Consider the following 22,499-nt stretch of genomic DNA (forward strand, 5'->3'; position numbering starts at 1 on the left):
GTATCGTCCTCCGACCCTGCCGAGCTCCTCCGGTCCTCCGCGAGATCGCACTTGTTGCCGTTCTGGCGCGGTCCAGAGTGGCAACAAGTGCGATCTCGCGGAGGACCGGAGGAGCTCGGCAGGGTCGGAGGACGATACTGCTGACGTGCCCTCGACGGCGAGGGCAACGGCGGAAGGACGACGATGACCGACACCAGCACCGACCTCGAGGACATCAGCCTCGGGGGCCCCGACCGGATCCCCGTTCCCGAGGGCGCTTCGCCCGAGATCGCGGAGGCCGTGCGCGCGCTCTACACCGACGGCACGATCGGCAAGAAGGGCGCCTTCTCCCGCGAGTGGGCGACCGACATGGCCGAGGACGTGTACGTCGCGTTTCACCAGGCCCTCGCGCGGAAGGGCGGCACGATGGGCCGCGGTCCGCGCCGCTACTACGTCGAGATCCACCCCGAGCAGCTCCGCGGCTGGGTCGACATCGTCGACCACCCGTGGGTGCGCGCGCTCAGCGAGGCGGTCCTCGGGCCGGAGTACCAGATCGTCGAGCTCGGCTTCGACATCCCGTTCCCGGGTGCGAAGAACCAGCCGTGGCACCGCGACTTCCGGATGCCCGAGGCGACGCGTGAGGACCGGCGCCTGACGTCCCTCGCCTTCAACCTCACGGCCGTGGACACGGTCGACGAGATGGGCCCGTTCGAGATCGCCCTCGGCACGCAGTGGGACCTCTCGCCCGAGTTCGACCACGAGATGTTCCCGCCGGCGTCCTTCGCGCCGCGCTACGCCGAGCGTGCCGTCCGCAAGTACCCGAACATGGGTGACATCGCGGCCCGGTCCGCGCTCACGATCCACCGGGGCACGCAGAACTTCTCGTCGCAGCCGCGTCCGGTGCTCGTGCTCGGCATCGACGCACCCGGCGCGGGGAACGCCGAGCACCACGACATGGCCGTCACGCATGCGTTCCACGAGTCGCTCCCCCAGCGGGTCCGCGACCACCTCGTCTGCCCGGTGGTCGACGAGCTCACGCCCATCGTGCAGAAGCACGACATCGAGGGCCTCATGATGGGCGGCGCCTGACCCCCAGGCCCACCTCCCCCCCACCGAGATCGCAGAAGATGCCGCTCCCCATGGCTTGGAAGCGGCATCTTCTGCGATCTCGCGGAACCGGGGCGGAGGCCCGGCTGCCGCCCGGCGGGCACCGCGCGTCAGACGCCCGAGACGACCCGCCAGGCGACGAGCCGCTCGTCCGCCGTCGTGACCTCGTGCACCGGCCCCGCGATCGTGAGCGTCGCGCGCGGCGTCGCGGAGCCCGGAAGGTCCTGCGCCACGGCCTGCTTCTCGTTCACGATGACGCCGCCCGTGGTCTCCTCGGTGTCGACGGGGGCCGCCGACGCCGCCGCGTGATCGCCGACCCAGACCTCGACGTCGCCCGGCTCGACGACCCGGACCATGCGGCGGTCACTGAAGGCGAACCGCGTCGTCGGCACGTCGAAGGCGACGCGGACGGACTCCCCCGCCTCGAGGTCGACCCGCGCGTAGCCGAGCAGCTGCACCACCGGACGGGTCACGGAACCCTGGACGTCGTGGCCGTACAGCTGCACCACGTGGCCGCTCGCGGTCGCACCGGTGTTCGTCACGGTCACGGCGGCCGTGAACGTGTCCCCGGCGCCGACGGTCCGGTCGACGACGAGGTCCGAGTACGCGACCGTGGTGTACCCGAGCCCGAACCCGAAGGGCCGGAGCGGCGTCGAGTCCGTCGCGGTGACGTCCGACGGCCCGCCGAGCACCGGGTGCAGGTATGAGTACGGCTGCGCGCCCGCGGACCGGGGCAGCGACACGGGCAGACGCCCGGACGGTGCGACCCGACCGGTGATCACGTCGGCGATCGCGAGCCCGCCGCCCTCACCGGGGAAGAACGCCTGCAGCACCGCGCCCGGCTTCGGGCCCGTGCCGTCGAGCGCCCAGCCGATCGCGTACGGCCGACCGGTGAGCAGGACCACGACGACCGGCGTGCCGGTGGCGAGCACGGCCTCCACGAGCTGCCGCTGCACGCCGGGCAGTTCGAGCGACTCGGAGTCGTTGCCCTCGCCCACGGTGCCCCGGCCGAACAGTCCGGCCTGGTCGCCGACGACGACGACCGCGAGCTCGGCGGCGGCCGCCGCGTCGACGGCCTCCGCGAAGCCAGTCGTGTCGTCGCCCTCGACCGCGCAGCCGACGGCGTGCACGATCTCGGTGGCACCGAGGCCCGCCGCGGCGAACGCGCCGGGCAGTGCCTCGAGCACCGTCGGGATCGTGAACCCGAGTGGCAGGTCGGGGTGACCGGCGAGCACGTGGTTCGCGAACGAGTAGCACCCCTGCAGGGCCTCGGCCCGATCCGCGTTCGGACCGATCACGGCGACCCGGGCGGGTGCCGGACGATCGGCGCCGGAGTCGGCCCCGGACCTCCCGATCGGCAGCACGCCGTCGTTGTGGAGGAGCACGATCGACTCCTCGGCGAGCCGCCGGGCGAGCGCCTGGTGGCGCGGCGAGTCCAGGTCGATCGCCGTCGGCGGCTCGTCCTCGTACGCGTCGTCGTCGAGCAGGCCGAGCGACTCCTTCTGCGCGAGCACGCGGAGCACCGCACGGTCGACGTACGCCTCGTCGAACTCGCCCGAGCGGACGCGGTCGACGAGCGGCTGCAGGTAGGCGTCACCGGTAGGCAGCTCGACGTCGATGCCGGCCTCGAGTGCGAGCGCGGCCGCCTCACCCCGGTCGGCCGCGACGCCGTGCATGACTTCGAGGAACGCGACGGCGAAGTAGTCCGCCACGACGACGCCGTCGAACCCGAGGCGCTCCCGGAGCACCCCGGTCAGGTAGTTGCCGTTCGCGGCCATGGGCACGCCGTCGATCTCGGCGTAGGAGTTCATGACGGATCGGACGCCACCGTCGAGGACCGCCATCTCGAACGGGGGCAGGAACACGTCGGCGACCTCGCGCGGCCCGGCGTGCACGGGGGCGTGGTTCCGCCCGGCGCGCGATGCGGAGTAGCCGAGGAAGTGCTTGAGCGTGGCGTGCACGCCGGCGTCCTGCAGCCCCCGCACGTACGCGGTACCGACGGTCCCGACCAGGTACGGGTCCTCACCGATGCACTCGTCGACGCGGCCCCAGCGGGGGTCACGGACGACGTCGAGCACGGGCGCGAGCCCCTGGTGCACGCCGAGTTCGCGCATGGAGTCCCCGATGGCGCGGCCGACCTGTTCGACGAGCTCCGGGTCGAACGCGGCGCCCCAGGCGAGTGGCGTGGGGAACGTCGCGGCGCGCCATGCAGCGAGCCCGGTCAGGCACTCCTCGTGCACGAGCGCGGGGATCCCGAGCCGGGTCTCGCGCTTGAGGCGGCGCTGCTCGCCCCAGAGCCACGCCGCGCGTTCCTCGGCGTCGACCGGTCGCGTGCCGTAGACACGGGTGAAGTGGCCGATGCCGTCGCGGGTGACCTCCGCCAGCGGAGCCGAGGCGTCCTGCCCCGCGGCCATCTCGCCCTGCATCGGCGCGACGACGCCGTTCTGGTCGAGCCAGTAGCCGACGATCTGCGCCGCCTTCTCCTCGAGGGTCATCCGCGCGTGCAGGGCGCGGACCCGGTCGGACACGGTGGGCATGGCGGGCGGCGTCGCCGCGGCGACGACGACGTGGTCGTCGACGTCGGTGGTGGTGGTGGTGGGGATCGCGGTGGTCACGCGTTCCTCGCTTTCGTCGGAGTGGGGCGACCGGTGGTCGGGATGGTGCGCGACGCACGCCGGGAGGCGCTCATCCCTTCACCGCGCCGGTCAGGCCGCCGACGATGCGGCGCTGGAAGATCGTGAAGAACACGAGCGCCGGGATCATCGACATCGTCGTGAACGCGAGCACCTTCGCGGTGTCCACGGAGTACTGGGACGAGAACGCCTGCACACCGAGCGGCAGCGTGTACTGCCCCTCGTTGTTGAGGATGAACAGCGGCAGGATGTAGCTGTTCCAGCTCGCGATGAACGCGAGGATCCCGGTGGTGACGACACCCGGCAGCGACAACGGCACGATCATCCGGAAGAAGAACCCGAGCCGGCTCGCACCGTCGATCGACGCGGCTTCCTCGAGTTCGTCGGGGATCGCCCGGAGGAACGGCACGAGGATGATCACGGTCGTCGGCAGCGCGAACGCGATCTGCGGCAGGATCACCCCGGCCAGGTTGTTCGTCAGGCCGAGGTCCTTGACGAGCAGGTAGAGCGGTGTGATCGCGACCGTGATCGGGAACATCAGCCCCGCGGCGAAGAGCGCGTACAGCGCCCCGCGTCCGGCGAAGTGGTAGCGCGCGAGCACGAAGCTCACCATGAGTCCGAGGACCACGACGCCGACCGTGGTGGCGATCGCCGTGATCGCGGAGTTGCCGAGTTCCTGCCAGAACACCCCGCTCGAGAGCACGCTCGCGTAGTTCCCGAACTGCAGTGGGTCCGGCAGGCCCGCGGGGCTCGTCGTGATCTGCGCGTTCGTCCGGAAGCCGCCCAGGACGATGTAGAGGACCGGGGCGAGGTTCGCCGCGATGAAGACGATCGCGACGACGTAGGTGATCGGGTTGACGTGGGTGTTCGCCGCGCCCGACCGACGCCGACGGGTGCTGCCGGGGCCGGGGATGCCGGACCGGACGCCGCGGGACCGGCCCGAGCGGGCCTCCCGGCCGTCGATGGTGGTGGTCGCCATCAGCCGTTCCTCTCGGTGAGTGCGCCCGCGGTGTCGCGGCGCAGGACGAAGCGCTGGTAGAGGAGCGCGACGATGAGGGAGATCAGGAAGATCACCACGGCGACGGCGTTCCCGTAGCCGTAGTTGCCGGAGTTGCGGCCGTTCCCGACCATGTACGTCGCCATCGTCGAGGTCCCGGCGGTCGAGGCGATGTACTGACCCCAGATGATGTAGACGAGGTCGAACAGCTGGAGCGACCCGATGATCGACAGGAACGCCCAGATGCGGATGGTCGGTCCGAGCAGCGGCAGGGTGATCCGTCGCTGGATCTGCCAGTAGCCGGCACCGTCGATGGCGGCGGCCTCGAACAGTTCCTCGGGGATGCTCTGCAGCCCGGCGAGGAACAGGATCACGGCGAACCCGATGTACTTCCACGAGATGATGAGGAGCAGGGTCCAGATCGCGATCGACGGGTTCGACAGCCAGTCCGCGCGCAGGCCGCCGAGGCCGATGGCCTGCAGGAGGTCGTTCACCGCCCCGTTCGACTGGAGCATGAGGCTCCAGCCGGTGCCGACGATGACCTCGGAGATCACGTACGGCACGAACACGAGCACGCGGACGAGCGTCCGACCGCGGATCTTCTGGTTGAGGAGCAGCGCCAGGAAGATCGCCAGCGGACCCTGGAGGACCAGGGACAGCACCACGATGAACGCGTTGTGGAGCAGGACGGACTGGAACGCGCTGTCGGTGAAGATGACGACGTAGTTGTGCAGTCCGACGAAGTCGGTCGGGGTGCCGTAGCCCGCCCAGCGGAAGAACCCGTAGTAGGCGGCGAGCACGACCGGGAGGATCACGAACCCGACGAAGACGACGACCGCCGGTCCGGCGAGCACGGCGATCTCGGCGCGCTTGCGCCAGTCGGCCGGGGCCCGGGTACCGCGCCGGCCGGCGGGGCGGGAGGCATGTGGTGCGCCCCGCCCCGCCTCCGGTGCACCCGGGGGGCGCTGCGGGTCGGTGACCCGACCCGCAGCGATGGAGGTGTTCGCGGACACGGGATCAGCCCTTGGCCGCGGCCTGGCTGGTCGTCTTGACGATGTCCGCCGGGCTGCCCTTGCCGGCGAGCAGGTCGACGACGCTCGTGTTCAGCGCGTTGCCGACGTTCTGGCCGTAGAGGGTGTCGAGGTACTGCGAGACGTACGGCGCCTTCTGGTACGCGGCGAGGACGTCCTTGAGGTACGGCTCGGTGACGACGGACTGCGCGTTCTCGTTCACCGGGATGGTGTCGAACGCCTTGTAGTACGCCTCCTGCCTCGACTTCGTCACGATGTAGTTGAGGAACTGGGTGCAGGGCACCTTCGGCGCCTTGGCGGAGCACGAGTAGCCGTCGAGGCCACCCATCATCGCGCCGGCCTTGCCCGAGCCGCCGGAGATCGACGGGAACGGGAAGAACCCGAGGTCGGGCAGCGGCTTGGCGTTCGGGGTGAGCGAGGAGATTACGCCCGGGTCCCAGGAGCCCATGAGCTCCATGGCCGCCTTGTGGTTCGCGACGAGACCGGCGGAGCTGCCGGCGCCCTGCTGCGCCGCCGTGGTGAGGAATCCGTTGTTGAACGGCTTCGTGTCGTTGAACGCCTTGACGTCCTGGCCGGCCTTCGTCCAGCAGCTGCTGTCGAACTTCAGGTTGGACGCGGTCTTGTTCAGCGTGGCCTGGCTGCACTCCCGGAGCGCGAAGTTGTAGTACCAGTGCGCGGCGGGCCAGGCGTCCTTGGCGCCGACGGCGACCGGTGCGACGCCCGACTTCTTGAGCTTGGCGATGTCCGCGTTCAGTTCGGTCATGGTCTTCGGGGTGCTCGTGATCCCGGCGGCCTTGAACAGGTCCTGGCTGTACCAGATGCCCTCGGGCAGGACGTCGATCGGCATGGCGTAGGTCTTGCCGCCCTGCTCGTAGCCGGCGAACGTGCCCTTGTTGATCGCGGCCTTCGAGGCCTTGTCGATCGAGCCGGAGATGTCCATGACCTGGCCTGCGTCGACCATGGCCTTCATCTTGCCGCCGCCCCGCTGCAGGAAGATGTCGGGGGCGTCGCCGGAGTTGAGTGCCGTCTGGAGCTTGCCGTCGAGGTCCTCGTTCTGGATCGCCTGGACCTTGATGGTGACGTTCGGGTGGGCGGCCTCGAAGTCCTTGACGGTGTCCGCCCAGAACGCCTTGCCCGGGCCGGTGGTCGAGTTGTGCCAGAAGGTCATGGTGACCTTGCCGTTCCCCGACGCGTTGTCCGAACCGCCGCTCGAACAGCCCGTGGCGAGCAGTGCGGTGCCCGCGGCCAGCGCGATGGCCGTCGCGAGCTTGATCTTCCTCGTCATTGTGGAAACCCCTCGGTAGTCGTCGTTGACATGCGGCTTCGAGTGCCGCAGACGAGAGCGTGGCAGGCGTGGCTGGCGTTGTCAATCGATATCGATAACGATTTCGCCGGGCGCGGCGACGACTCGTGTCGCACGATCCGGGCGGTACGGTGAGCACGTGGAGACCGTCGCAGAGTCCGCTCCCCCGCCCGGGCGCGCCACCATCAGCGACGTCGCGCGCGCGGCCGGGGTGTCCGTGCCGACGGTCTCGAAGGTCATCAACGGGCGCGACGGGGTGGCACCCGCGACGTCGAAGCGCGTGCTCGAGGTGATCGAGTCCCTCGGCTACGAGAGCTCCCTCGTCGCCCGGAGCCTCCGTCGGAGCCGCACCGACGTGATCGGCATCCTCGTCACCGAGTTCGAGCCGTTCTCCACCGAGCTGCTCAAGGGCATCTCGTCCGCGGCGACCGGCACGGGGTACGAGCTCCTCGCGTACGCCGGACTCGTGTCGGGCGAGACCCGGCCGGGCTGGGAGCGCCGGTCGCTGTCGCGACTCGCCGGGACCCTCATCGACGGCGCGATCGTCGTCACGCCCACGACGCTCATGTCGTCGACGTCGGTGCCGGTCGTGTCGATCGACCCGCACACCGGTCCCGAGGGCCACGCGGCGATCGACTCCGACAACGTCGGCGGTGCGCGGGCAGCGACCGAGCACCTCATCGGCCTCGGACACCGCCGCATCGCGCACATCCGCGGCCGCGAGGACCTGGCGTCCGCCGAGCTCCGCGAGACCGGCTACCGGGAGTCCCTCGCCGCGGCCGGCATCCCGTTCGACCCGGAGCTCGTGCGCGTCGGCGGGTACCAGACCGCGCTCTCCGCCGAGGTCGCCCGTGCGCTCCTCGCCCGTCCGGACCGTCCCACCGCGGTGTTCGCGGCGAACGACATCTCGGCGCTCGGGGTGCTCGAGGTCGCGCACGAGCTCGGTCTCCGCGTGCCCGAGGACCTGTCGGTCGTCGGCTTCGACGACGTCCCCCTCGCCGCGAACGCCACCCCGCCGCTGACGACCGTCGCACAGCCGCTGCACGACCTCGGCGCCGAGGCCGTGCACATGCTCCTCAACCTGCTCCGCGGACAGGACGTCCCGCAGCACGTCCAGCTCCCGGCGACGCTCGTGGTCCGCGCGAGCACCGGGCCGGCCCCCACGCGCTGAGGCGGGCGGGAGGTCAGTCCCGCCCGGCCGCGCAGGTCACCGTGGCGGCGCTCTGCCCCGACACGGACCCGGGTAGTTGCGCTGTCGTGGCCGGCGCGCTCGGGGTGGACGCGCCCGACGAGGGCGCCGTTGCCGGCTTGGACGGGCCTCCCGCAGCGTGCGACGGCGGAGCGGTCGGGGCGGCCGCCTTCGGCGGGTTCGGGTCGACCACGGCCGAGCGACCGAGGCTGCCGGCCGAGAGCGCGATCGGGTCGTCGTGACGGAGCGCGGCGTTCAGGATCCCCGCCGGGTCCGTCGCGACGTCGACCCGGTTCGGGTCCTCGGGGTCGTCGACCACGGGGTACTGCACGAACACCATGTTCGACAGGCCGACCGTCGTGACGGCCAGCGCGAGGCGCGCGAGGGTCCGCGGATCCGTCAGGGTGTCCGAGAGCGTCATGCTGCGGAACGCGGTGTCGGCCAGGCGGAGCACCTTCGCGGGGTTCGTCAGCGTCCCGGCCGAGACGACCTGGCGCGCGAGGGCGGACATGAACGTCTGCTGGTTGCTGATGCGCGCGAGGTCACTGCCGTCGCCGACGCCGTCCCGCGAGCGGAGGAACGCGGCGGCCTGGGCGCCCGACAGCGAGCGGGTACCCGCGGGCAGGTCGATCGCCGGGGAGACGTTGTGGTCGTGGATCGGCGTGGCGAGGCAGACCTGGACCCCGCCGACCGCGTCCGCCATCCGCACGACGCCGTCGAACGTGACCATGCCGGCGTAGGAGATCGGAACGCCGGTCAGCTGGCTGATGGTCCCCGCGACGCAGGCGAGGCCGTGGCGCTCCCCACCGCGCGAGAGCGCCGTGTTGAGCATCGCCCTCGAGGAGGCCGGTGTGACCGAGCCGTCGTCGTTCGTGCACGCCGGGATGGGCACCATGAGGTCGCGGGGGAAGCTGACGACGGCCATGTGCGTGTGGTCCTGCGAGATGTGGACCAGGATCGTCGTGTCGTTGTGCCCGACCCCGGAACTCGCGGCCTGGTTCGCCGCGCCGGTGAACCCCGCGCCCTGCCCGGTCCGGGTGTCGGTGGCGACGAGCAGCATGTTGACCTCACCCGACTGCGCGGAGAGCGTCGGGACGGCCTCGTGCCTCACGCCCGGCAACGCCAGCGTCACCGCGGGCTTGGCGCCCTGCAGGACCTGCCAGGTCGCGATCGCCGCGACGGAACCGGAACTCACGACCGCGACCGCGACGACGGCGGCGAGGATTCGGAGGACGGCGGCGACCCGGCTCGAGCGGCGGAGCCGTCCGTGCCGTGCGATGCCGCCGTTCACCGCCGCACGTTCGCGCGCCATTCGTCCCCCTCGGAGTTCGGTGCCGTCCCAGGATCATCCCGGAAGTGGGTGCGAACCGCGTGCTGGCCGCGCCGCGACCCTGAATCGGCACTCAGGTTCGCCGCGTCCGGCCCCACCGCCGCGCGCGGGATCCGGCGCGGCCGGACGCCGCGGCCCACGGGATCCGGCGCGACCGGACGCCGTCGCACGCCGTCCGTGTTATGTTCTCGCCCACAACAAACCTGACGACGATGTCCGGAAGGCGCCCGACATGCACGAGACCCTCCCCCCGCCCGGCCCGGCCGCACGGCTCGGCGAGGCCGTCCTCGCCGTCGTCGACGCCGCCGGCACCCCGCAGCCCGCCGTCCCGATCACCGTCGAGCAGACCCGCCACGCCTTCGTGTTCGGCAACATCGGCTTCGACTTCATCGGCCTGGCGAACGGTGAGCCCGACGACGTCGGGACCGAGGCGCTGGCGCAGCGGTACGCCGAGGTGTTCAACACGGCGACCCTCCCCTTCTACTGGGGACGGTTCGAACCGGAGCGGGGCGCGCCCGACACCACGCGCCTCCGGGCCGCGGCGCGGTGGTTCCGCGACCGTGGGATCGCGCTCAAGGGCCATCCGCTCGTCTGGCACACGGTGCAGCCGGACTGGCTGCTCGGCCTGCCGCTCGACGAGGTGGAGCGACTGCAGCGTGCGCGCATCCGGCGTGAGGTCGCCGACTTCGCCGGGCTCGTCGACACCTGGGACGCGATCAACGAGGTCGTCATCATGCCCGTGTTCGACAACGGCGACAACGCCATCACACCCCTCGCCCGCGCCCGGGGCCGCGTGCCGATGATCCGGATGGCGTTCGAGGAGGCCCGTGCGACGAACCCGGAGGCACGGCTCCTGCTCAACGACTTCGACCTGTCGAGCGACTACGAACACCTCGTCGAGGAGGTCCTCGATGCGGGGATCACGCTCGACGCCCTCGGTCTGCAGACGCACATGCACCAGGGCTACTGGGGCGAGGACACGATGCTCGCGACGGTCGACCGGTTCGCGCGGTTCGGCCTCCCGATCCACATGACCGAGTCCTCGCTCGTGTCCGGCGAACTCATGCCCGCGGAGATCGAGGACCTCAACGACCACCAGGTGCCGTCATGGCCGTCGACGCCCGAGGGCGAGGCGCGGCAGGCCGACGAGATCGAGCGGCACTACCGGAGCCTCGTGGGGCACGAGGCCGTCGAGGCCATCACGTACTGGGGCATCACCGATGCGGGCGCGTGGCTCGGCGCGCCGATCGGACTCGTCCGGGCGGACGGCTCCCCCAAGCCCTCCTACGACGCGCTGCGCCGCCTCGTCCGCGACGCGTGGTGGCTCGGACCGACCGAACTCGTCACCGACGGGCGCGGCGAGGTCCGTGTGAGCGGCTTCCGCGGCGACTACGCGGCACGGCTCGCCGGCACGACGACGCCCTTCACGCTCGGACCGGACGCGCAGCGGATCGCCCTGACCGTCCCGGCTGCCTGACCGCACCGACCGGCGGCCGGGAGGCACGGCACCGGCCCGTCCTGTCCCTCCCGACCGTCCCCCTGGGTTGCGGAACCACCCGAACGGGCGCGGACAGACGACGAGGGCGCGGTCGCCGGACCGCGCCCTCGTCGTCCGGGCGCGCATCTGCGCGCCCGGCACGCGCGTCAGCCGCGCAGCTCGAGGTACTTCGCGATGAGCGCCTTCGTCGAGGCGTCCTGCGACGCGAGCGCCTCGGTGTCGCCGTCGACCGCGGGAGCGATCTGCAGTGCGAGCTGCTTGCCGAGCTCGACACCCCACTGGTCGAACGAGTCGATGCCCCAGATCGTGCCCTCGGTGAACACGATGTGCTCGTACAGCGCGATGAGCTGGCCGACGACGCTCGGCGTGAGTGCCGGTGCGAGGATCGACGCGGTCGGTCGGTTGCCCGGGAACTCGCGGGCCGGCACGACGGACTCCTTCGTGCCCTCGGCGCGGACCTCGTCCGCGGTCTTGCCGAACGCGAGCGCCTTGGTCTGCGCGAAGAAGTTCGCCATGAACAGCGCGTGGACGTCCTGTCCGGGCTGCACGGCGCCACCGTCACCGGTCTCGTCCTGCAGCGGGTGCGCCGGGTTCGCGACGGCGATGAAGTCCGCCGGGATCAGCCGGGTGCCCTGGTGGATGAGCTGGTAGAAGGCGTGCTGGCCGTTCGTGCCCGGCTCGCCCCAGAAGACCTCGCCGGTGTCGGTCGTGACCGGGGAGCCGTCCCAGCGGACCCGCTTGCCGTTCGACTCCATCGTGAGCTGCTGCAGGTAGGCGGCGAAGCGGTGCAGGTACTGCGTGTACGGCAGGACCGCGTGGCTCTGGGCACCGAGGAAGTTCGAGTACCAGACGTTGAGCAGGCCCATGAGCACGGGGACGTTCTGCTCGAGCGGCGCGGTGCGCATGTGCTCGTCGACCGCGTGGAACCCGGCGAGGAAGTCGCGCCAGTTGTCCGGCCCGATCGCGATGACGACCGACGTGCCGATGGCCGAGTCGACCGAGTAGCGGCCGCCGACCCAGTCCCAGAACCCGAACGCGTTCTCGGGGTCGATGCCGAACGCGGCGACCTTGTCGAGCGCGGTCGAGACGGCGACGAAGTGCTTGGCGACGGCGTCCTTGCGGGACTCGTCGGTGTCCTCGATCGCACCGGCGGCACCGAGCCGCTCCCACAGCCACTGGCGGGCCAGCCGGGCGTTCGTCAAGGTCTCGAGCGTGCCGAAGGTCTTCGACGCGACGATGAACAGCGTCGTCTCCGGGTCGAGGTCCGCGGTCTTCTCGTAGATGTCGGCGGGGTCGATGTTCGAGACGAAGCGGGCCTCGAGCCCCTGCTGCACGTATGGCTTGAGCGCCTCGTAGACCATGACGGGGCCGAGGTCCGACCCGCCGATGCCGATGTTGACGACGGTCTCGATGCGCTTGCCGGTGACGCCCTTCCACGCCCCCGACCGCACCTGCTCGGCGAACCCGTACACCTTGTTGAGCGTGGCCTGCACGTCGGCGTCGACGTCCTGCCCGTCGACCTCGAAGCCCGCCGGCGGGACCAGGTCGGAACCGGCGGCCGGGCGACGCAGCGCGGTGTGGAGCACGGCGCGGTCCTCGGTGACGTTGATGTGCTCGCCGCGGATCATCGCCTGGTAGCGGCCGGGGACGTCGACGTCCTGCGCGAGCTGCAGCAGGTGGCCGAGGATCTCCTCGGTCACGAGGCCCTTCGACAGGTCGACGGTGAGGTCGGCGGCCTGGAAGGTGTACCGGTCGGCCCGGTCCGGGTCGGCGTCGAACCACCCACGCAGGTCCGGCGTGAAACCGTCGGCGATGCCGGCCAGGGCGCGCCAGGCCTCGGTCGAGGTGGGATCGACGGGAGCGGATTCGGTCAAGGGGTCCTCCTGAACAGGGAACGGTGCACGGCTCGCGGATCACGCGGCGCTGCGCGGCGGGCCGGGTCCAAATCTATTCCCCTGCCGCTCCCCCCGGCGGCAGGTGGGGACGACCGGGCGACAGGGGACGCTGGGGAGGGACGGGGCGGTCCGGCACCGTCCCTCCCGTCCGTTGCGGCTCGCCCCGCGGGGCGACGACGCGCTCGGTCAGCGCCTGATCGGGTCAGCGCCCGATCGGGCCAGCGCCCGTCCGGTCAGCGCCTGTCCGGTCAGCGCCGGTCCGGTCAGCGCCCGATGGGGGCCATGTCCGGGTAGCGGTCGCCGGTGGGTGCCGGCAGGGCGGAGAGCCGCGCGACCTGCTCGTCGCTCAGCGTGAGGTCCGCCGCGCCGAGGTTCTCCTCGAGCCGCGAGACACGCTTCGTGCCCGGGATGGGCACGAGGTCCTCGCCCTGCGCCAACAGCCACGCGAGCGCGACCTGCGCGGGTGTGCCGCCGACCTCGTCCGCGACCGTGCGCACCTCGTCGACGATGCGCATGTTCGCCGCGAACGCCTCCTCCTGGAACCGGGGGTTCGCCAGGCGGAAGTCGCTCGAGTCGAGGTCGGACGGCTTCGTGATCGCGCCGGTCAGGAACCCCCGTCCGAGCGGCGAGTACGGCACGAGCCCGATGCCGAGCTCCCGCAGGGTGTCGAGCACCTCGCCCTCGGGGTCTCGCGTCCACAGCGAGTACTCGCTCTGGAGCGCGGTGATCGGGTGGACGGCGTGCGCCCGGCGGATGGTGGCGGCGCTCGCCTCGGACATGCCGATGTGACGGATCTTGCCCTCCTGCACGAAGCCGGCGAGCTGCCCGATGACGTCCTCGATCGGGACCTCCGGGTCGACGCGGTGCTGGTAGTAGAGGTCGACGTGGTCCGTGCCGAGCCGGCGCAGCGACCCTTCGAGTGCGATGCGGACCGACCGGGGGTCCGAGGTGATGTGCCGCTCCGTGCTCGGGGTCGTCTCGCCCTCGACGTGACGGATCAGGCCGAACTTCGTCGCGATGACGACGTCGTCGCGACGGTCGCCGAGCGCGCGGGCGAGGAGTTCCTCGTTCGTGTACGGCCCGTACGCCTCCGCCGTGTCGAAGAACGAGACGCCGAGGTCGATCGCCCGGTGGATCGTGCGGACCGACTCCGCGTCGTCCGTGCCGGCGCCCGTGTAGAAGGCGCTCATGCCCATCGTGCCGAGGCCGATCGCACCGACCTGCAGGTCGCCGAGTGTGCGGGTTTCCATGCTGTCTCCTGTCTGCCCGGCCGAGGACCAGCCGGTGCACGACCTCCATGGTGCTCGCCGCGCCTCGGGGCTGCGTGGACACCGCGGGGCGCGCGTCAGGCGTGCATGCGCGCACCCTTCGTGATCTTGTCCACCGCGTTCCGGGGCCCGCGCACGGCGATGCCGACCAGATCGAGGTCGTCGGCCGCCACGGCGGCGACGGCAGCGCGGTTGGCGGCGTCGTGCCCCGTCGCGAACAGGTCGCGCGTGTACAGGGCGAGCGGGACGCCGCGGGTGAGCGCCCGGGTCCGCGCGGCGGCGAGGACCTCGGGGCCGGCCGACATCACCATCACCGGCTGCCGGAGCATCGGGAGGTACCGGTTGCCGTCCGCGTCCGCGTAGGGCTCCCCGACGAGGTCCGGCTCACTCGTGGCGATGCCGCTCGTCAGGAACGCGGTGACGTTGAGTTCCTGCCAGGGCAGCAGGTCGTCGTGGAGCACCACGACGACCTTCGTGTCGAAGCGGACGGGTTCGGTGGTGGTGTCGTCGAGCGGTGCCATGTCCCCACGATCGCGCCGGGCACACCCGGTCGTCTTGTACGTTCCTTGCATGGTCGAGTCCGTGCGCGCGTGGCGGCCCGCCGTGCCCCTGGTGCGCGAGGTGCTGCACGCGGAGCACCTCGAGCACGCGTACCCGGCGCACACGCACGACAGCTGGACCCTCCTGACGGTCGACGACGGTGCCGTCGTCTACGAACTCGACGGCCGACGGCACCACGTGATGCCCGGGACGCTCACGGTCCTGCCGCCGGGCGTCCCGCACACCGGGCGCACCGCCACCGGCGGCGAGCGCTACCGCAAGCGGGTGCTGTACCTCGAACCGGAGTGGCTGCCGGCGGGGACGATCGGCGGCGCGGTCCACCACCCGGCGTTCACGGACGGGACGCTCGCGGCGGGCGTGGCCAGCATCCACGCCGCGCTCGCGCAGGCCGCGCCGACGACGGCCGCCCTGGCCGTCGAGTTCGGCGTCCTGCGCCTCGGCGCCCGGCTCCGCGACGCGTTCGGCGCGGACGCCACGGACCGCGACGACCCGGTCCTCGCCCGACGCTTCCGCGCGATGCTCGACGAGCACCTGACCGAGCAGCTCACCATCGCCGACGCGGCCGCCGCGCTGCACGTCCACCCGGCACACCTCGCCCGCGTGTTCTCGGCGGCGTTCCGGATCGCACCGCACCAGTACGTGTCGGCGCGGCGGGTCGACCTGGCGCGCCGACTCCTGCTCGCGGGACGCCGCCCGGTCGACGCCGCCGCCGAGGCCGGGTTCGCGGACCAACCCCACATGACCCGGCAGTTCCGTCGCGTGCTCGGGACGACGCCGGGGACGTTCGCCGCGGCGTAGAGCGCTCCGGGACGCCGCGTGCTACGAGGACCGCCCGGCGAACGCCGTCACACCATGGACCGTGGGCACGAGCAGGAGGCCGTCCACCGACGTCGGCGTCGCGAACGTCGGCAACGCCGTCCCCGTGTGGAGGGTCTGCAGTCGGCGCCCGGACCGCGGGTCCCACTCCGAGACGTTCCCCGTCGGGTACTCGACGGCCCAGAGGTCCCTGCCGATCAGCGTCGGCCCGCTGTTCGCACCCGCCAGTCGGGGTCCGAGCGTCCGTGTCGCGAGGTCGACCCGCTGGATCCCGCCGCCGCGGCAGGGGACGAAGACGCGGTCCGTGCGGCGGTCGAACGCGGGTGCGCCGTCCGGGTCGCTGCCGCACACGTGGCGGATCGCGGTCACCTGCGACAGGTCTCCCTGCCGCAGCACGAACGCGGTGTCCGTCTTCCCGACGGCGAACACGAGCCCGCCCGGGAGCAGCACGGGGTTGCTCGTCGACAGGTCCTCGTCGCCGCCCGCGACGCGGTCCTTGAACGCGGCGAGCGGCCGGAGGTCCGGGGACAGCTCCACGACGCTCTCGGTGTACCGCTCGGGATCGGGGCCGCCCTGCGGCGGATCGGGGTTCGCGTTGCCCGTCGTGACGAACAGGTGCCCGTCGGCACCGACCGCGATGCCGCCGCCCGACTCCCAGACCGCTCCGCCCTCGCCGTCCGGGGCGACCTCGAACGACACCGGGTCCGGCGCGCCGCTCTCGCGCACCCCGACGACCCAGCCGTGGTAGTGCCCACAGTCCCCCGCGTTGCCGCCGTAGCCGACGTAGACGCGGCCGTTCGCCACGGCCAGGGACACCCGCTGGAGCAGGTGCACCGGCGATTCGCCGGCCGGGAGGGGCGGGTCGACGTCCTCGGTCCGCACCGTCCGCCCCGTGGCCAGGTCGAGCCCCGAGAGCACGTGATGCACGACGCCCCGGCCGGCGTCCACCTCGGCGACCACGTACACGATGCGCGTCGCCGGGTCGATCGCGGGCGTGCTCGTGATGCCGAGTGGGTCGATGTCGCCACATCCCGCCACGGCGGCGACGTGCGTGAGCGGTGTGCCGAGCGTCCGAGACCACAGGACGTGCCCGGTCGTCGGGTCGAGGGCGACGACTCGGTTCCGCTCGGTGGCGGCGACGATGCGTCCGTCCGCAGCGACGGGCTGCCCCTGCACGGTGCCGCCGAGGTCGACCGACCACCTCCGCGTCGCGTGGTCGAGAGGCGCCCCGGCGGGGACCGCACCCGTCAGCGTCGCGGTGCCGTGGTAGCTCGGCCACGCGTCGGACGCGGCGGCTCGGGACGGTCCCGTCCCCGTCGACGGTCCGGACGGGGCGGACGGTCCGTCCGATCTCGTCGGCGCGGTACCAGCAGGCGCTCCGGCGGACGGAGGCGGTGTCGTCGGCGCGACGGAGGGCCTCCCGGCCGTGCACCCGGCGAGCAGCAGCACGGCGACGGGCACGACCAGCGTGCGCAGGCGCACCCCGCGCCGTCGGTCTCGATCGTGATGGGTCGTCATCGAGCCCTCCTCGGCGCCGAGGGTAGCCCGACCGGTCCCCGTCGGTACGCCCGCTGGTCAGACTTCCGTGACCCGGCCCTCCTCGACGTGCCAACGGCGGTCGAGTCGCACGGTCTCGAGCATGCGGCGGTCGTGCGTCACCAGGAGCAGCGTGCCGTCGTAGGCGTCGAGTGCCTGCTCGAGCTGCTCGATCGCGGGGAGGTCCAGGTGGTTCGTCGGCTCGTCGAGCACGAGCACGTTCACCCCGCGGGCCTGGAGGAGCGCCAGACCGGCGCGCGTCCGCTCACCCGGCGACAACTCCCCCGCGGCGCGACCGACGTGGTCGGCCTTCAACCCGAACTTGGCCAGGAGGGTCCGCACCTCGGCGGTGGACATCTCGGGCACGAGCCCCTCGAACACCTCGGCGAGCGCCGTGGCGCCCGTGAACCGCCTGCGCGCCTGGTCGATCTCACCGACGGCCACGTTCGACCCGGTCGACGCCGTGCCGGAGGTCGGCTCCTGCCCGCCGAGGAGTGCCCGCAACAGCGTGGACTTGCCTGCGCCGTTCGGACCCGTGATCCCGATGCGGTCGCGCGCGGCCACCTGGAGCGAGACCGGACCGAGCGTGAAGTCGCCCTGCACGTACGTCGCCTCGGACAGCGTCGCGACCACCGACGACGACCGCGGCGCGGTGCCGATGGTGAACTCGAGCTGCCACTCCTTGCGGGGCTCCTCGACCTCGTCGAGCCGGGCGATCCGTGACTCCATCTGGCGGACCTTCTGCCCCTGCTTCTCGCTCGACTCCGCCGACGCCTTCCGGCGGAGCTTGTCGTTGTCGGGGCTCTTCCGCATGGCGTTCCGCACGCCCTGGCTCGTCCACTCGCGCTGCGTGCGCGCGCGGGCCACGAGGTCCGCCTTCGTCGCCGCGTACTCCTCGTAGGCGTCCCGCTTGTGCTGCCGGGCGAGCGCGCGCTCCTCGAGGTACGCGTCGTACCCGCCCCCGAACAGCCGATGCGACGACTGGGCCAGGTCGAGCTCGAGCACGGCCGTGACCGAGCGCGCCAGGAACTCCCGGTCGTGGCTCACCAGGACCACACCGCCGCGCAGGCCCCGGACGAACTCCTCGAGCCGGGCCAGGCCGTCGAGGTCGAGGTCGTTCGTCGGCTCGTCGAGCAGCACCACGTCGAACCGCGACAGCAGGAGTGCCGCGAGGCCCACCCGTGCCGCCTGGCCTCCGGACAGCGACGTCATCGCCGAGTCGACCGTGAGCGAGCCGTGGCCCGTGTCGACGTCGAGTCCGAGATCCGCGAGGACGACCGGGATGCGCTCGTCGAGGTCCGCCGCACCGGAGGCGAGCCACCGTTCGAGCGCGACCGCGTAGTCGTCACCAGCAGCGTCACCGGCGGCGGGCTCGGCGAGCGCCGCGGCTGCGTCGTCCATCGCCGCGGTCGCCGCCGCACATCCGGTGCGTCGCGCGAGGTACCCGCCGATCGTCTCGCCCTCGACGCGCTCGTGCTCCTGCGGCAGCCAGCCGACGAACGCGTCCTTCGGCGACAGCGCGACCGACCCCGCCAGGGGTTCGTCGACCCCGGCGAGCAGGCGGAGCAGCGTCGACTTGCCGGCCCCGTTCACGCCGACGACGCCGATGACGTCACCGGGCGCGACGGTCAGGTCGAGCGAGTCGAAGAGGGTGCGAGCGGCGTGCCCACCGGCGAGGTCCTTGGCGACGAGCGTGGCGGTCATCTGCTCATGCTCCCACCCGGGGGAACGCGATCGTGGCGCTCCCCCGGGTGTGGTGCAGTGCGGTGCGGGCCCGGTGCCGCAGCGGTGGTGCCGCTACTTCGCGGTGGCCGCGGCGAAGGTCGCGTAGGACGCCTTCTTCTGGTGCGACGACGTGTACAGCCCGAAGTCGCCGTCCACCCCACCGTCCTGCCAGTCGTAGAGGAAGACCGGGCCGACCTGCGGGTACTTCGCGGCGACCTGGAACAGTCCCGTGATCGTCTGCTGCTGCTGCGCGACCGTGTACGTCGGGTACCCGCCGTCCGGGCCGGTGGGCATCCCGCTCTCGGTCCACCAGATCCGCATGCTGGCGTCCTGTTGCTGCTTCATGAGCGCCAGCAGGTCCGGCAGGACGGACAGCATGTTGTAGCCGCCGTCCGCGGCCGTCGGCATCGCCGGGTACGTGTACGGGTGCAGGTTCACGGCGTCGAAGGACCCGTGTCCGCCCTGCTTGTACAGCTGCCGGATGAAGTCGATGGGGTTGTAGTTGTTCCCCTGGGCGACGCTCCCGGGTGCCTGCTTGCCGTAGGGCGCCATGCCCGCCATGAGCACCACGGCGCTCGGATCGGCCGCGTGGATGATCGGGTGGACGGTCTTGAGGAGCCCCACGTACGCGGTCGGGTTCGCCTTCCCACCCCACTGGGCGCCGAGGTTGACCTCGTTGCCGACCTCGAAGTGGTGCACGCCCATCGACGCCAGACGCTTGACCGACGACGTCAGCCAGCCGTTCTTCGCCGTGAACCCGGCCGACTCGGGCATGGTCGTCGTGCCGTCCCCGAGGACCACGGTGACGTCGAGTCCGGCCTTGCGAGCCTGCTGGATGGTCTGGTCGCTGGCGCCACCGTGGGCGCTGACCGACCCGGCGTAGTTGTAGTCGAGCCGCACCCACTGCACGCCCACGGACCGCATGTCGGTGAACACCGACAGCGCTCCGCTCGCGGACATGCGGTTGATGGTGTTCTCGTACACGCCGCCGGGCGAGACGCCCTTGCCGTGCTCGGCAGTCGACACTGCGGCCGTCGTGACCACGTTCGGCGAGGGCGTGCCCGCCGTCGTGGAACGCGCGACGTCGATGGCCGCCCGGACGGTGCCCGTGGAGGCCGTTCCGGTCCGGATCGCGCCGGGTGCGGTGTGGGATGTCACCGATCGGCCGGCGCCACTGGCCGGCGTCGGCGCACTGGTGTTCGTCGCGCATCCGGTCAGCGCGATCGATGCGATGACGGCCGTGGTGAGGGCCGACACGATCCCGCGCGTCCGGACGCGACTCCCGGGTTCCGCGGCGCGCCCTGATGCGCGCCGCTGGAAGCCGTGGCTGGTGTCCTGCTTCGAGTTCCTGATCTCCATGGGCTCGTCCCCTCCCTGAAAGGTCGTGAGCGGAGGGAACGCTAACGGTTTTTCGTCCCCCCGATGCACGGCGTTTCCTCAGGTTCAGAAGCCCGGAGTGACGGGACCTGGGGAGCCTACCGCGCCGTTTCGGGGTACGTAACGCGTTCGGGGGGCACCTGGACCTGAGTGAACTCGCAGATGCGTTCAGGTTCGGACGCGCCGTCAAGACGGTCGCAGGCGGATCCTGACCAGCTCGTACACGAGCAGGAACGTCGTGAGCACCGGACGTTCCCCCCAGACGAAGTCACGAGCCGGGCGCAGACGACCGGCGAGCTCGGGCGCCTGCCGGGTCAGGTAGCGGCGCGCTCGCCGCGCGTGGAACGTGTTCGAGGCGAACCGGATCGTGTCCGCGGTCCGCAGCAGGTCCACCGTGTTCCGGACGTTCTCCCACGTCGTCCGCGACTCCTCCTCGAGCACCACCCGATCGGCGGGGAAGCCCCGGCGCACGGCCTCCTCCGCCATCACGGAGGCCTCCGACCGCACGCCCCGCGTCGGGCCGCCCGTGAACACGAGGCGTCCGTGGTCGGAGACACTGCGGAGCGCGATCCCGGTCCGCCAGCGCTGCATCGCGTTCGTCCGTCCGCGGGGACTCGACCGGTACCCGAGCACCACCACGAGTTCGGCGCCGTCGTCCGGACCGTCCGCGGTCAGGTCGCGCGATGCGAACCAGGTGAGGGCCTCCGCGACGGCGAGCCCGCCCGTGACGATCGCGGCGAGGCCGACGACGAACCCGAGGGGAGCGCGCGCTGTCACGGCATCCATGGTCGCATCGGCCACGGCCGCCACCGCCACCGCGTCCGGCGCATCCGTCGCGTCCAGCGCATCCGTCGTGTCCAGGCGCGGAGCAGCGCGCGACGCGGTTGGATGATCGGAGCGGCGACACCGCGTCGCGCAGGTGAGGGGCAGGAGCGCGGCATGCAGGACGACGAGCAGCGTGTGTTCCGACCGGAACCGGCCGCGGTGGCACCGCAGCGCCGGACCGCCGACGGTCTCGCGTTCCCCGCGATCGGGCTCGGCAGCCTGGAGGCCCGGGGCAGCGACGGCGTCGCAGCCGTCACCTCCGCACTCGGGCTGGGTTACCGCCTGCTCGACACTGCGTTCATCTACGACAACGAGGGCACGGTCGGGCGCGCGCTCCGCACCGCTCCGGTGCCCCGCGATGACGTCGTCTTCTCGACGAAGCTGCCCGGGCGTGCCCACAGCGCCGACCTCGCGCTGCAGTACGTCGAGGAGAGCCTGTTCCGCAGTGGCCTCGACCACCTCGACCTCGTGCTCATCCACTGGCCGAACCCGCGGGTCGGGCTCTACACGGAAGCCTGGCGCGCCCTCGTCGAGGCGCGGGAGCGCGGGCTCACCCGGATGATCGGCGTGTCCAACTTCCTGCCGGACCACCTCGACCGTCTGATCGACGAGACGGGGGTGGCGCCGGCCGTCAACCAGATCGAGGTGCATCCGTACTTCCCGCAGCTCGACCTGCAGGCCGAGAACGCCCGACGTGGGATCCTCACCGAGGGTTGGTCTCCGCTCGGCCGCGGTACCGACCTGCTCGAGCACCCGGTGGTACGGCGCATCGCCGAGGCGCACGCGGTCTCTCCCGCGCAGATCGTCCTCGCCTGGTCGGTCACGCTCGGCGTGATCCCGCTCCCCCGGGCGGCCGACCCGTCATGGCAGGCGGAGAACCTCGACGTCTTCGCGATCCAGCTGAGCGAGGACGAGGTCGCTGCGCTGTCCGGGCTCGCACGCCCCGACGGCCGGGTCAGCGGGCAGGACCCCCGGACGCACGAGGAGTTCTGAGGGGCTTCGAGTTCCCGGGCATGCCGGCAGTCGTTCGGACGGCCCTGTCGGCGTCGCCGATCGCGCTCACCCGACTGTCCCGGTCCCAGAGGAACCGGGGCGGGTGCCGCGAGCGCTGGCGGATCGCGGCGGGTTCTTGCGCACGTGCGCGCGCACCTTCCCCAACACGGCACCGAGCGCCTGGGAGGTGAGGCCACTGCGGCTGGAGACCACGCCGTCTGCCAGATCCCTCATGCGAACGCTGCCCGATGATCGGTCGCCCAGCGTCGCCAGCAGTTGGAACTGGACGGAGCTGAGCTTCCCGGCGTCGCGCAGCTGCTGCTCGACGGAGTGTCGCAGCAGGCTGCTCACCTCGATCAGCGCGAAGTACGCGTCGAGGTGCGCCGGATCGATGCGAGGGGGCGCGTTCTCCATGCCGTGATCCTCCTTGCTTCAG

The 22,499-nt window shown here is 71.8% G+C and carries 19 protein-coding genes; 6 read left to right on the forward strand and 13 right to left on the reverse strand.

The window, feature by feature from the left end; genetic code table 11:
- The first annotated feature begins 183 nt into the window (after positions 1–183).
- Positions 184–1,068, forward strand: a complete 885-nt coding sequence (locus DEI86_RS12520) for a phytanoyl-CoA dioxygenase family protein (RefSeq protein WP_111012785.1) — start codon at positions 184–186, stop codon at positions 1,066–1,068.
- 128 nt (positions 1,069–1,196) lie between these two features.
- On the opposite strand, the gene DEI86_RS12525 is transcribed toward DEI86_RS12520, so the two are convergent.
- The 4 genes from DEI86_RS12525 to DEI86_RS12540 all read right to left on the reverse strand — a co-directional run bounded on the left by DEI86_RS12525 (position 1,197) and on the right by DEI86_RS12540 (position 7,032).
- Entirely contained in the window at positions 1,197–3,623 is a 2,427-nt protein-coding gene (locus tag DEI86_RS12525) for a beta-glucosidase (RefSeq protein ID WP_111049772.1), read from the reverse strand.
- A gap of 148 nt (positions 3,624–3,771) precedes the next feature.
- On the reverse strand, positions 3,772–4,698 hold the full coding sequence (locus tag DEI86_RS12530; protein WP_258368746.1) for a carbohydrate ABC transporter permease: 927 nt from the start codon (positions 4,696–4,698) through the stop codon (positions 3,772–3,774).
- Positions 4,698–5,711 carry a carbohydrate ABC transporter permease gene (locus DEI86_RS12535; RefSeq protein WP_111049774.1) on the reverse strand — a complete coding sequence of 338 codons (1,014 nt, stop codon included), beginning with the start codon at positions 5,709–5,711 and terminating at the stop codon, positions 4,698–4,700. Before DEI86_RS12535 ends, DEI86_RS12530 begins: the two co-directional genes overlap by 1 nt.
- A 22-nt stretch (positions 5,712–5,733) precedes the next feature.
- Positions 5,734–7,032 carry an ABC transporter substrate-binding protein gene (locus DEI86_RS12540; protein ID WP_111011332.1) on the reverse strand — a complete coding sequence of 433 codons (1,299 nt, stop codon included), beginning with the start codon at positions 7,030–7,032 and terminating at the stop codon, positions 5,734–5,736.
- Between the two features lie 157 nt (positions 7,033–7,189).
- Between DEI86_RS12540 and DEI86_RS12545 the strand changes: the two genes are divergently transcribed.
- Positions 7,190–8,221 carry a LacI family DNA-binding transcriptional regulator gene (locus tag DEI86_RS12545; protein WP_258370096.1) on the forward strand — a complete coding sequence of 344 codons (1,032 nt, stop codon included), beginning with the start codon at positions 7,190–7,192 and terminating at the stop codon, positions 8,219–8,221.
- Positions 8,222–8,234: 13 nt separating this feature from the next.
- Here the strand turns inward: DEI86_RS12545 and DEI86_RS12550 are convergent, their stop codons facing one another.
- Positions 8,235–9,551, reverse strand: coding sequence for an LCP family protein (locus DEI86_RS12550; RefSeq protein ID WP_111049723.1), 1,317 nt, complete (start codon positions 9,549–9,551; stop codon positions 8,235–8,237).
- A gap of 250 nt (positions 9,552–9,801) precedes the next feature.
- Between DEI86_RS12550 and DEI86_RS12555 the strand changes: the two genes are divergently transcribed.
- A complete protein-coding gene (locus tag DEI86_RS12555) occupies positions 9,802–11,046 on the forward strand; it encodes an endo-1,4-beta-xylanase (RefSeq protein ID WP_111049724.1) in 1,245 nt (414 codons plus the stop codon).
- Between the two features lie 167 nt (positions 11,047–11,213).
- Here DEI86_RS12555 and pgi read toward each other — a convergent pair whose 3' ends face one another.
- From pgi to DEI86_RS12570, 3 genes are all read right to left on the reverse strand, one after another.
- Positions 11,214–12,941, reverse strand: coding sequence for a glucose-6-phosphate isomerase (pgi, locus tag DEI86_RS12560; protein WP_111049725.1), 1,728 nt, complete (start codon positions 12,939–12,941; stop codon positions 11,214–11,216).
- A 284-nt stretch (positions 12,942–13,225) separates the two neighbouring features.
- Positions 13,226–14,212 (reverse strand): aldo/keto reductase, encoded by a 987-nt coding sequence (locus DEI86_RS12565; RefSeq protein WP_111012789.1) that lies wholly within the window; start codon positions 14,210–14,212, stop codon positions 13,226–13,228.
- A gap of 95 nt (positions 14,213–14,307) precedes the next feature.
- On the reverse strand, positions 14,308–14,751 hold the full coding sequence (locus tag DEI86_RS12570) for a DUF2000 family protein (RefSeq protein WP_220035694.1): 444 nt from the start codon (positions 14,749–14,751) through the stop codon (positions 14,308–14,310).
- A 49-nt stretch (positions 14,752–14,800) separates the two neighbouring features.
- Here DEI86_RS12570 and DEI86_RS12575 point away from each other — a divergent pair, with 49 nt between their 5' ends.
- Entirely contained in the window at positions 14,801–15,589 is a 789-nt protein-coding gene (locus tag DEI86_RS12575) for an AraC family transcriptional regulator (protein ID WP_111011338.1), read from the forward strand.
- Positions 15,590–15,610: 21 nt separating this feature from the next.
- Here the strand turns inward: DEI86_RS12575 and DEI86_RS12580 are convergent, their stop codons facing one another.
- From DEI86_RS12580 to DEI86_RS12590, 3 genes are all read right to left on the reverse strand, one after another.
- Complete coding sequence (locus DEI86_RS12580) at positions 15,611–17,125, reverse strand: PQQ-binding-like beta-propeller repeat protein (RefSeq protein ID WP_111049726.1); 1,515 nt, start codon at positions 17,123–17,125, stop codon at positions 15,611–15,613.
- Between the two features lie 57 nt (positions 17,126–17,182).
- On the reverse strand, positions 17,183–18,847 hold the full coding sequence (locus tag DEI86_RS12585) for an ABC-F family ATP-binding cassette domain-containing protein (protein WP_111049727.1): 1,665 nt from the start codon (positions 18,845–18,847) through the stop codon (positions 17,183–17,185).
- 93 nt (positions 18,848–18,940) lie between these two features.
- Positions 18,941–19,894: a hypothetical protein gene (locus DEI86_RS12590; RefSeq protein ID WP_146244926.1), complete on the reverse strand. Its 954-nt coding sequence runs from the start codon at positions 19,892–19,894 to the stop codon at positions 18,941–18,943.
- Between the two features lie 10 nt (positions 19,895–19,904).
- On the opposite strand from DEI86_RS12590, the gene DEI86_RS16325 reads away from it, so the two are divergent.
- Entirely contained in the window at positions 19,905–20,246 is a 342-nt protein-coding gene (locus tag DEI86_RS16325) for a hypothetical protein (protein WP_111011342.1), read from the forward strand.
- A gap of 185 nt (positions 20,247–20,431) precedes the next feature.
- Here DEI86_RS16325 and DEI86_RS12595 read toward each other — a convergent pair whose 3' ends face one another.
- The gene (locus tag DEI86_RS12595; RefSeq protein WP_181435228.1) at positions 20,432–21,022 is read right to left on the reverse strand and encodes a YdcF family protein; all 591 of its coding nucleotides are present in this window, start codon (positions 21,020–21,022) and stop codon (positions 20,432–20,434) included.
- A 162-nt stretch (positions 21,023–21,184) separates the two neighbouring features.
- On the opposite strand from DEI86_RS12595, the gene DEI86_RS12600 reads away from it, so the two are divergent.
- On the forward strand, positions 21,185–22,063 hold the full coding sequence (locus DEI86_RS12600) for an aldo/keto reductase (RefSeq protein WP_111049730.1): 879 nt from the start codon (positions 21,185–21,187) through the stop codon (positions 22,061–22,063).
- 66 nt (positions 22,064–22,129) lie between these two features.
- Here DEI86_RS12600 and DEI86_RS12605 read toward each other — a convergent pair whose 3' ends face one another.
- On the reverse strand, positions 22,130–22,477 hold the full coding sequence (locus DEI86_RS12605) for a hypothetical protein (RefSeq protein WP_111049731.1): 348 nt from the start codon (positions 22,475–22,477) through the stop codon (positions 22,130–22,132).
- Positions 22,478–22,499 lie beyond the last annotated feature (22 nt).

It is taken from the genome of Curtobacterium sp. MCBD17_028 (genome assembly GCF_003234875.1).
Classification (GTDB): Bacteria; Actinomycetota; Actinomycetes; order Actinomycetales; family Microbacteriaceae; genus Curtobacterium.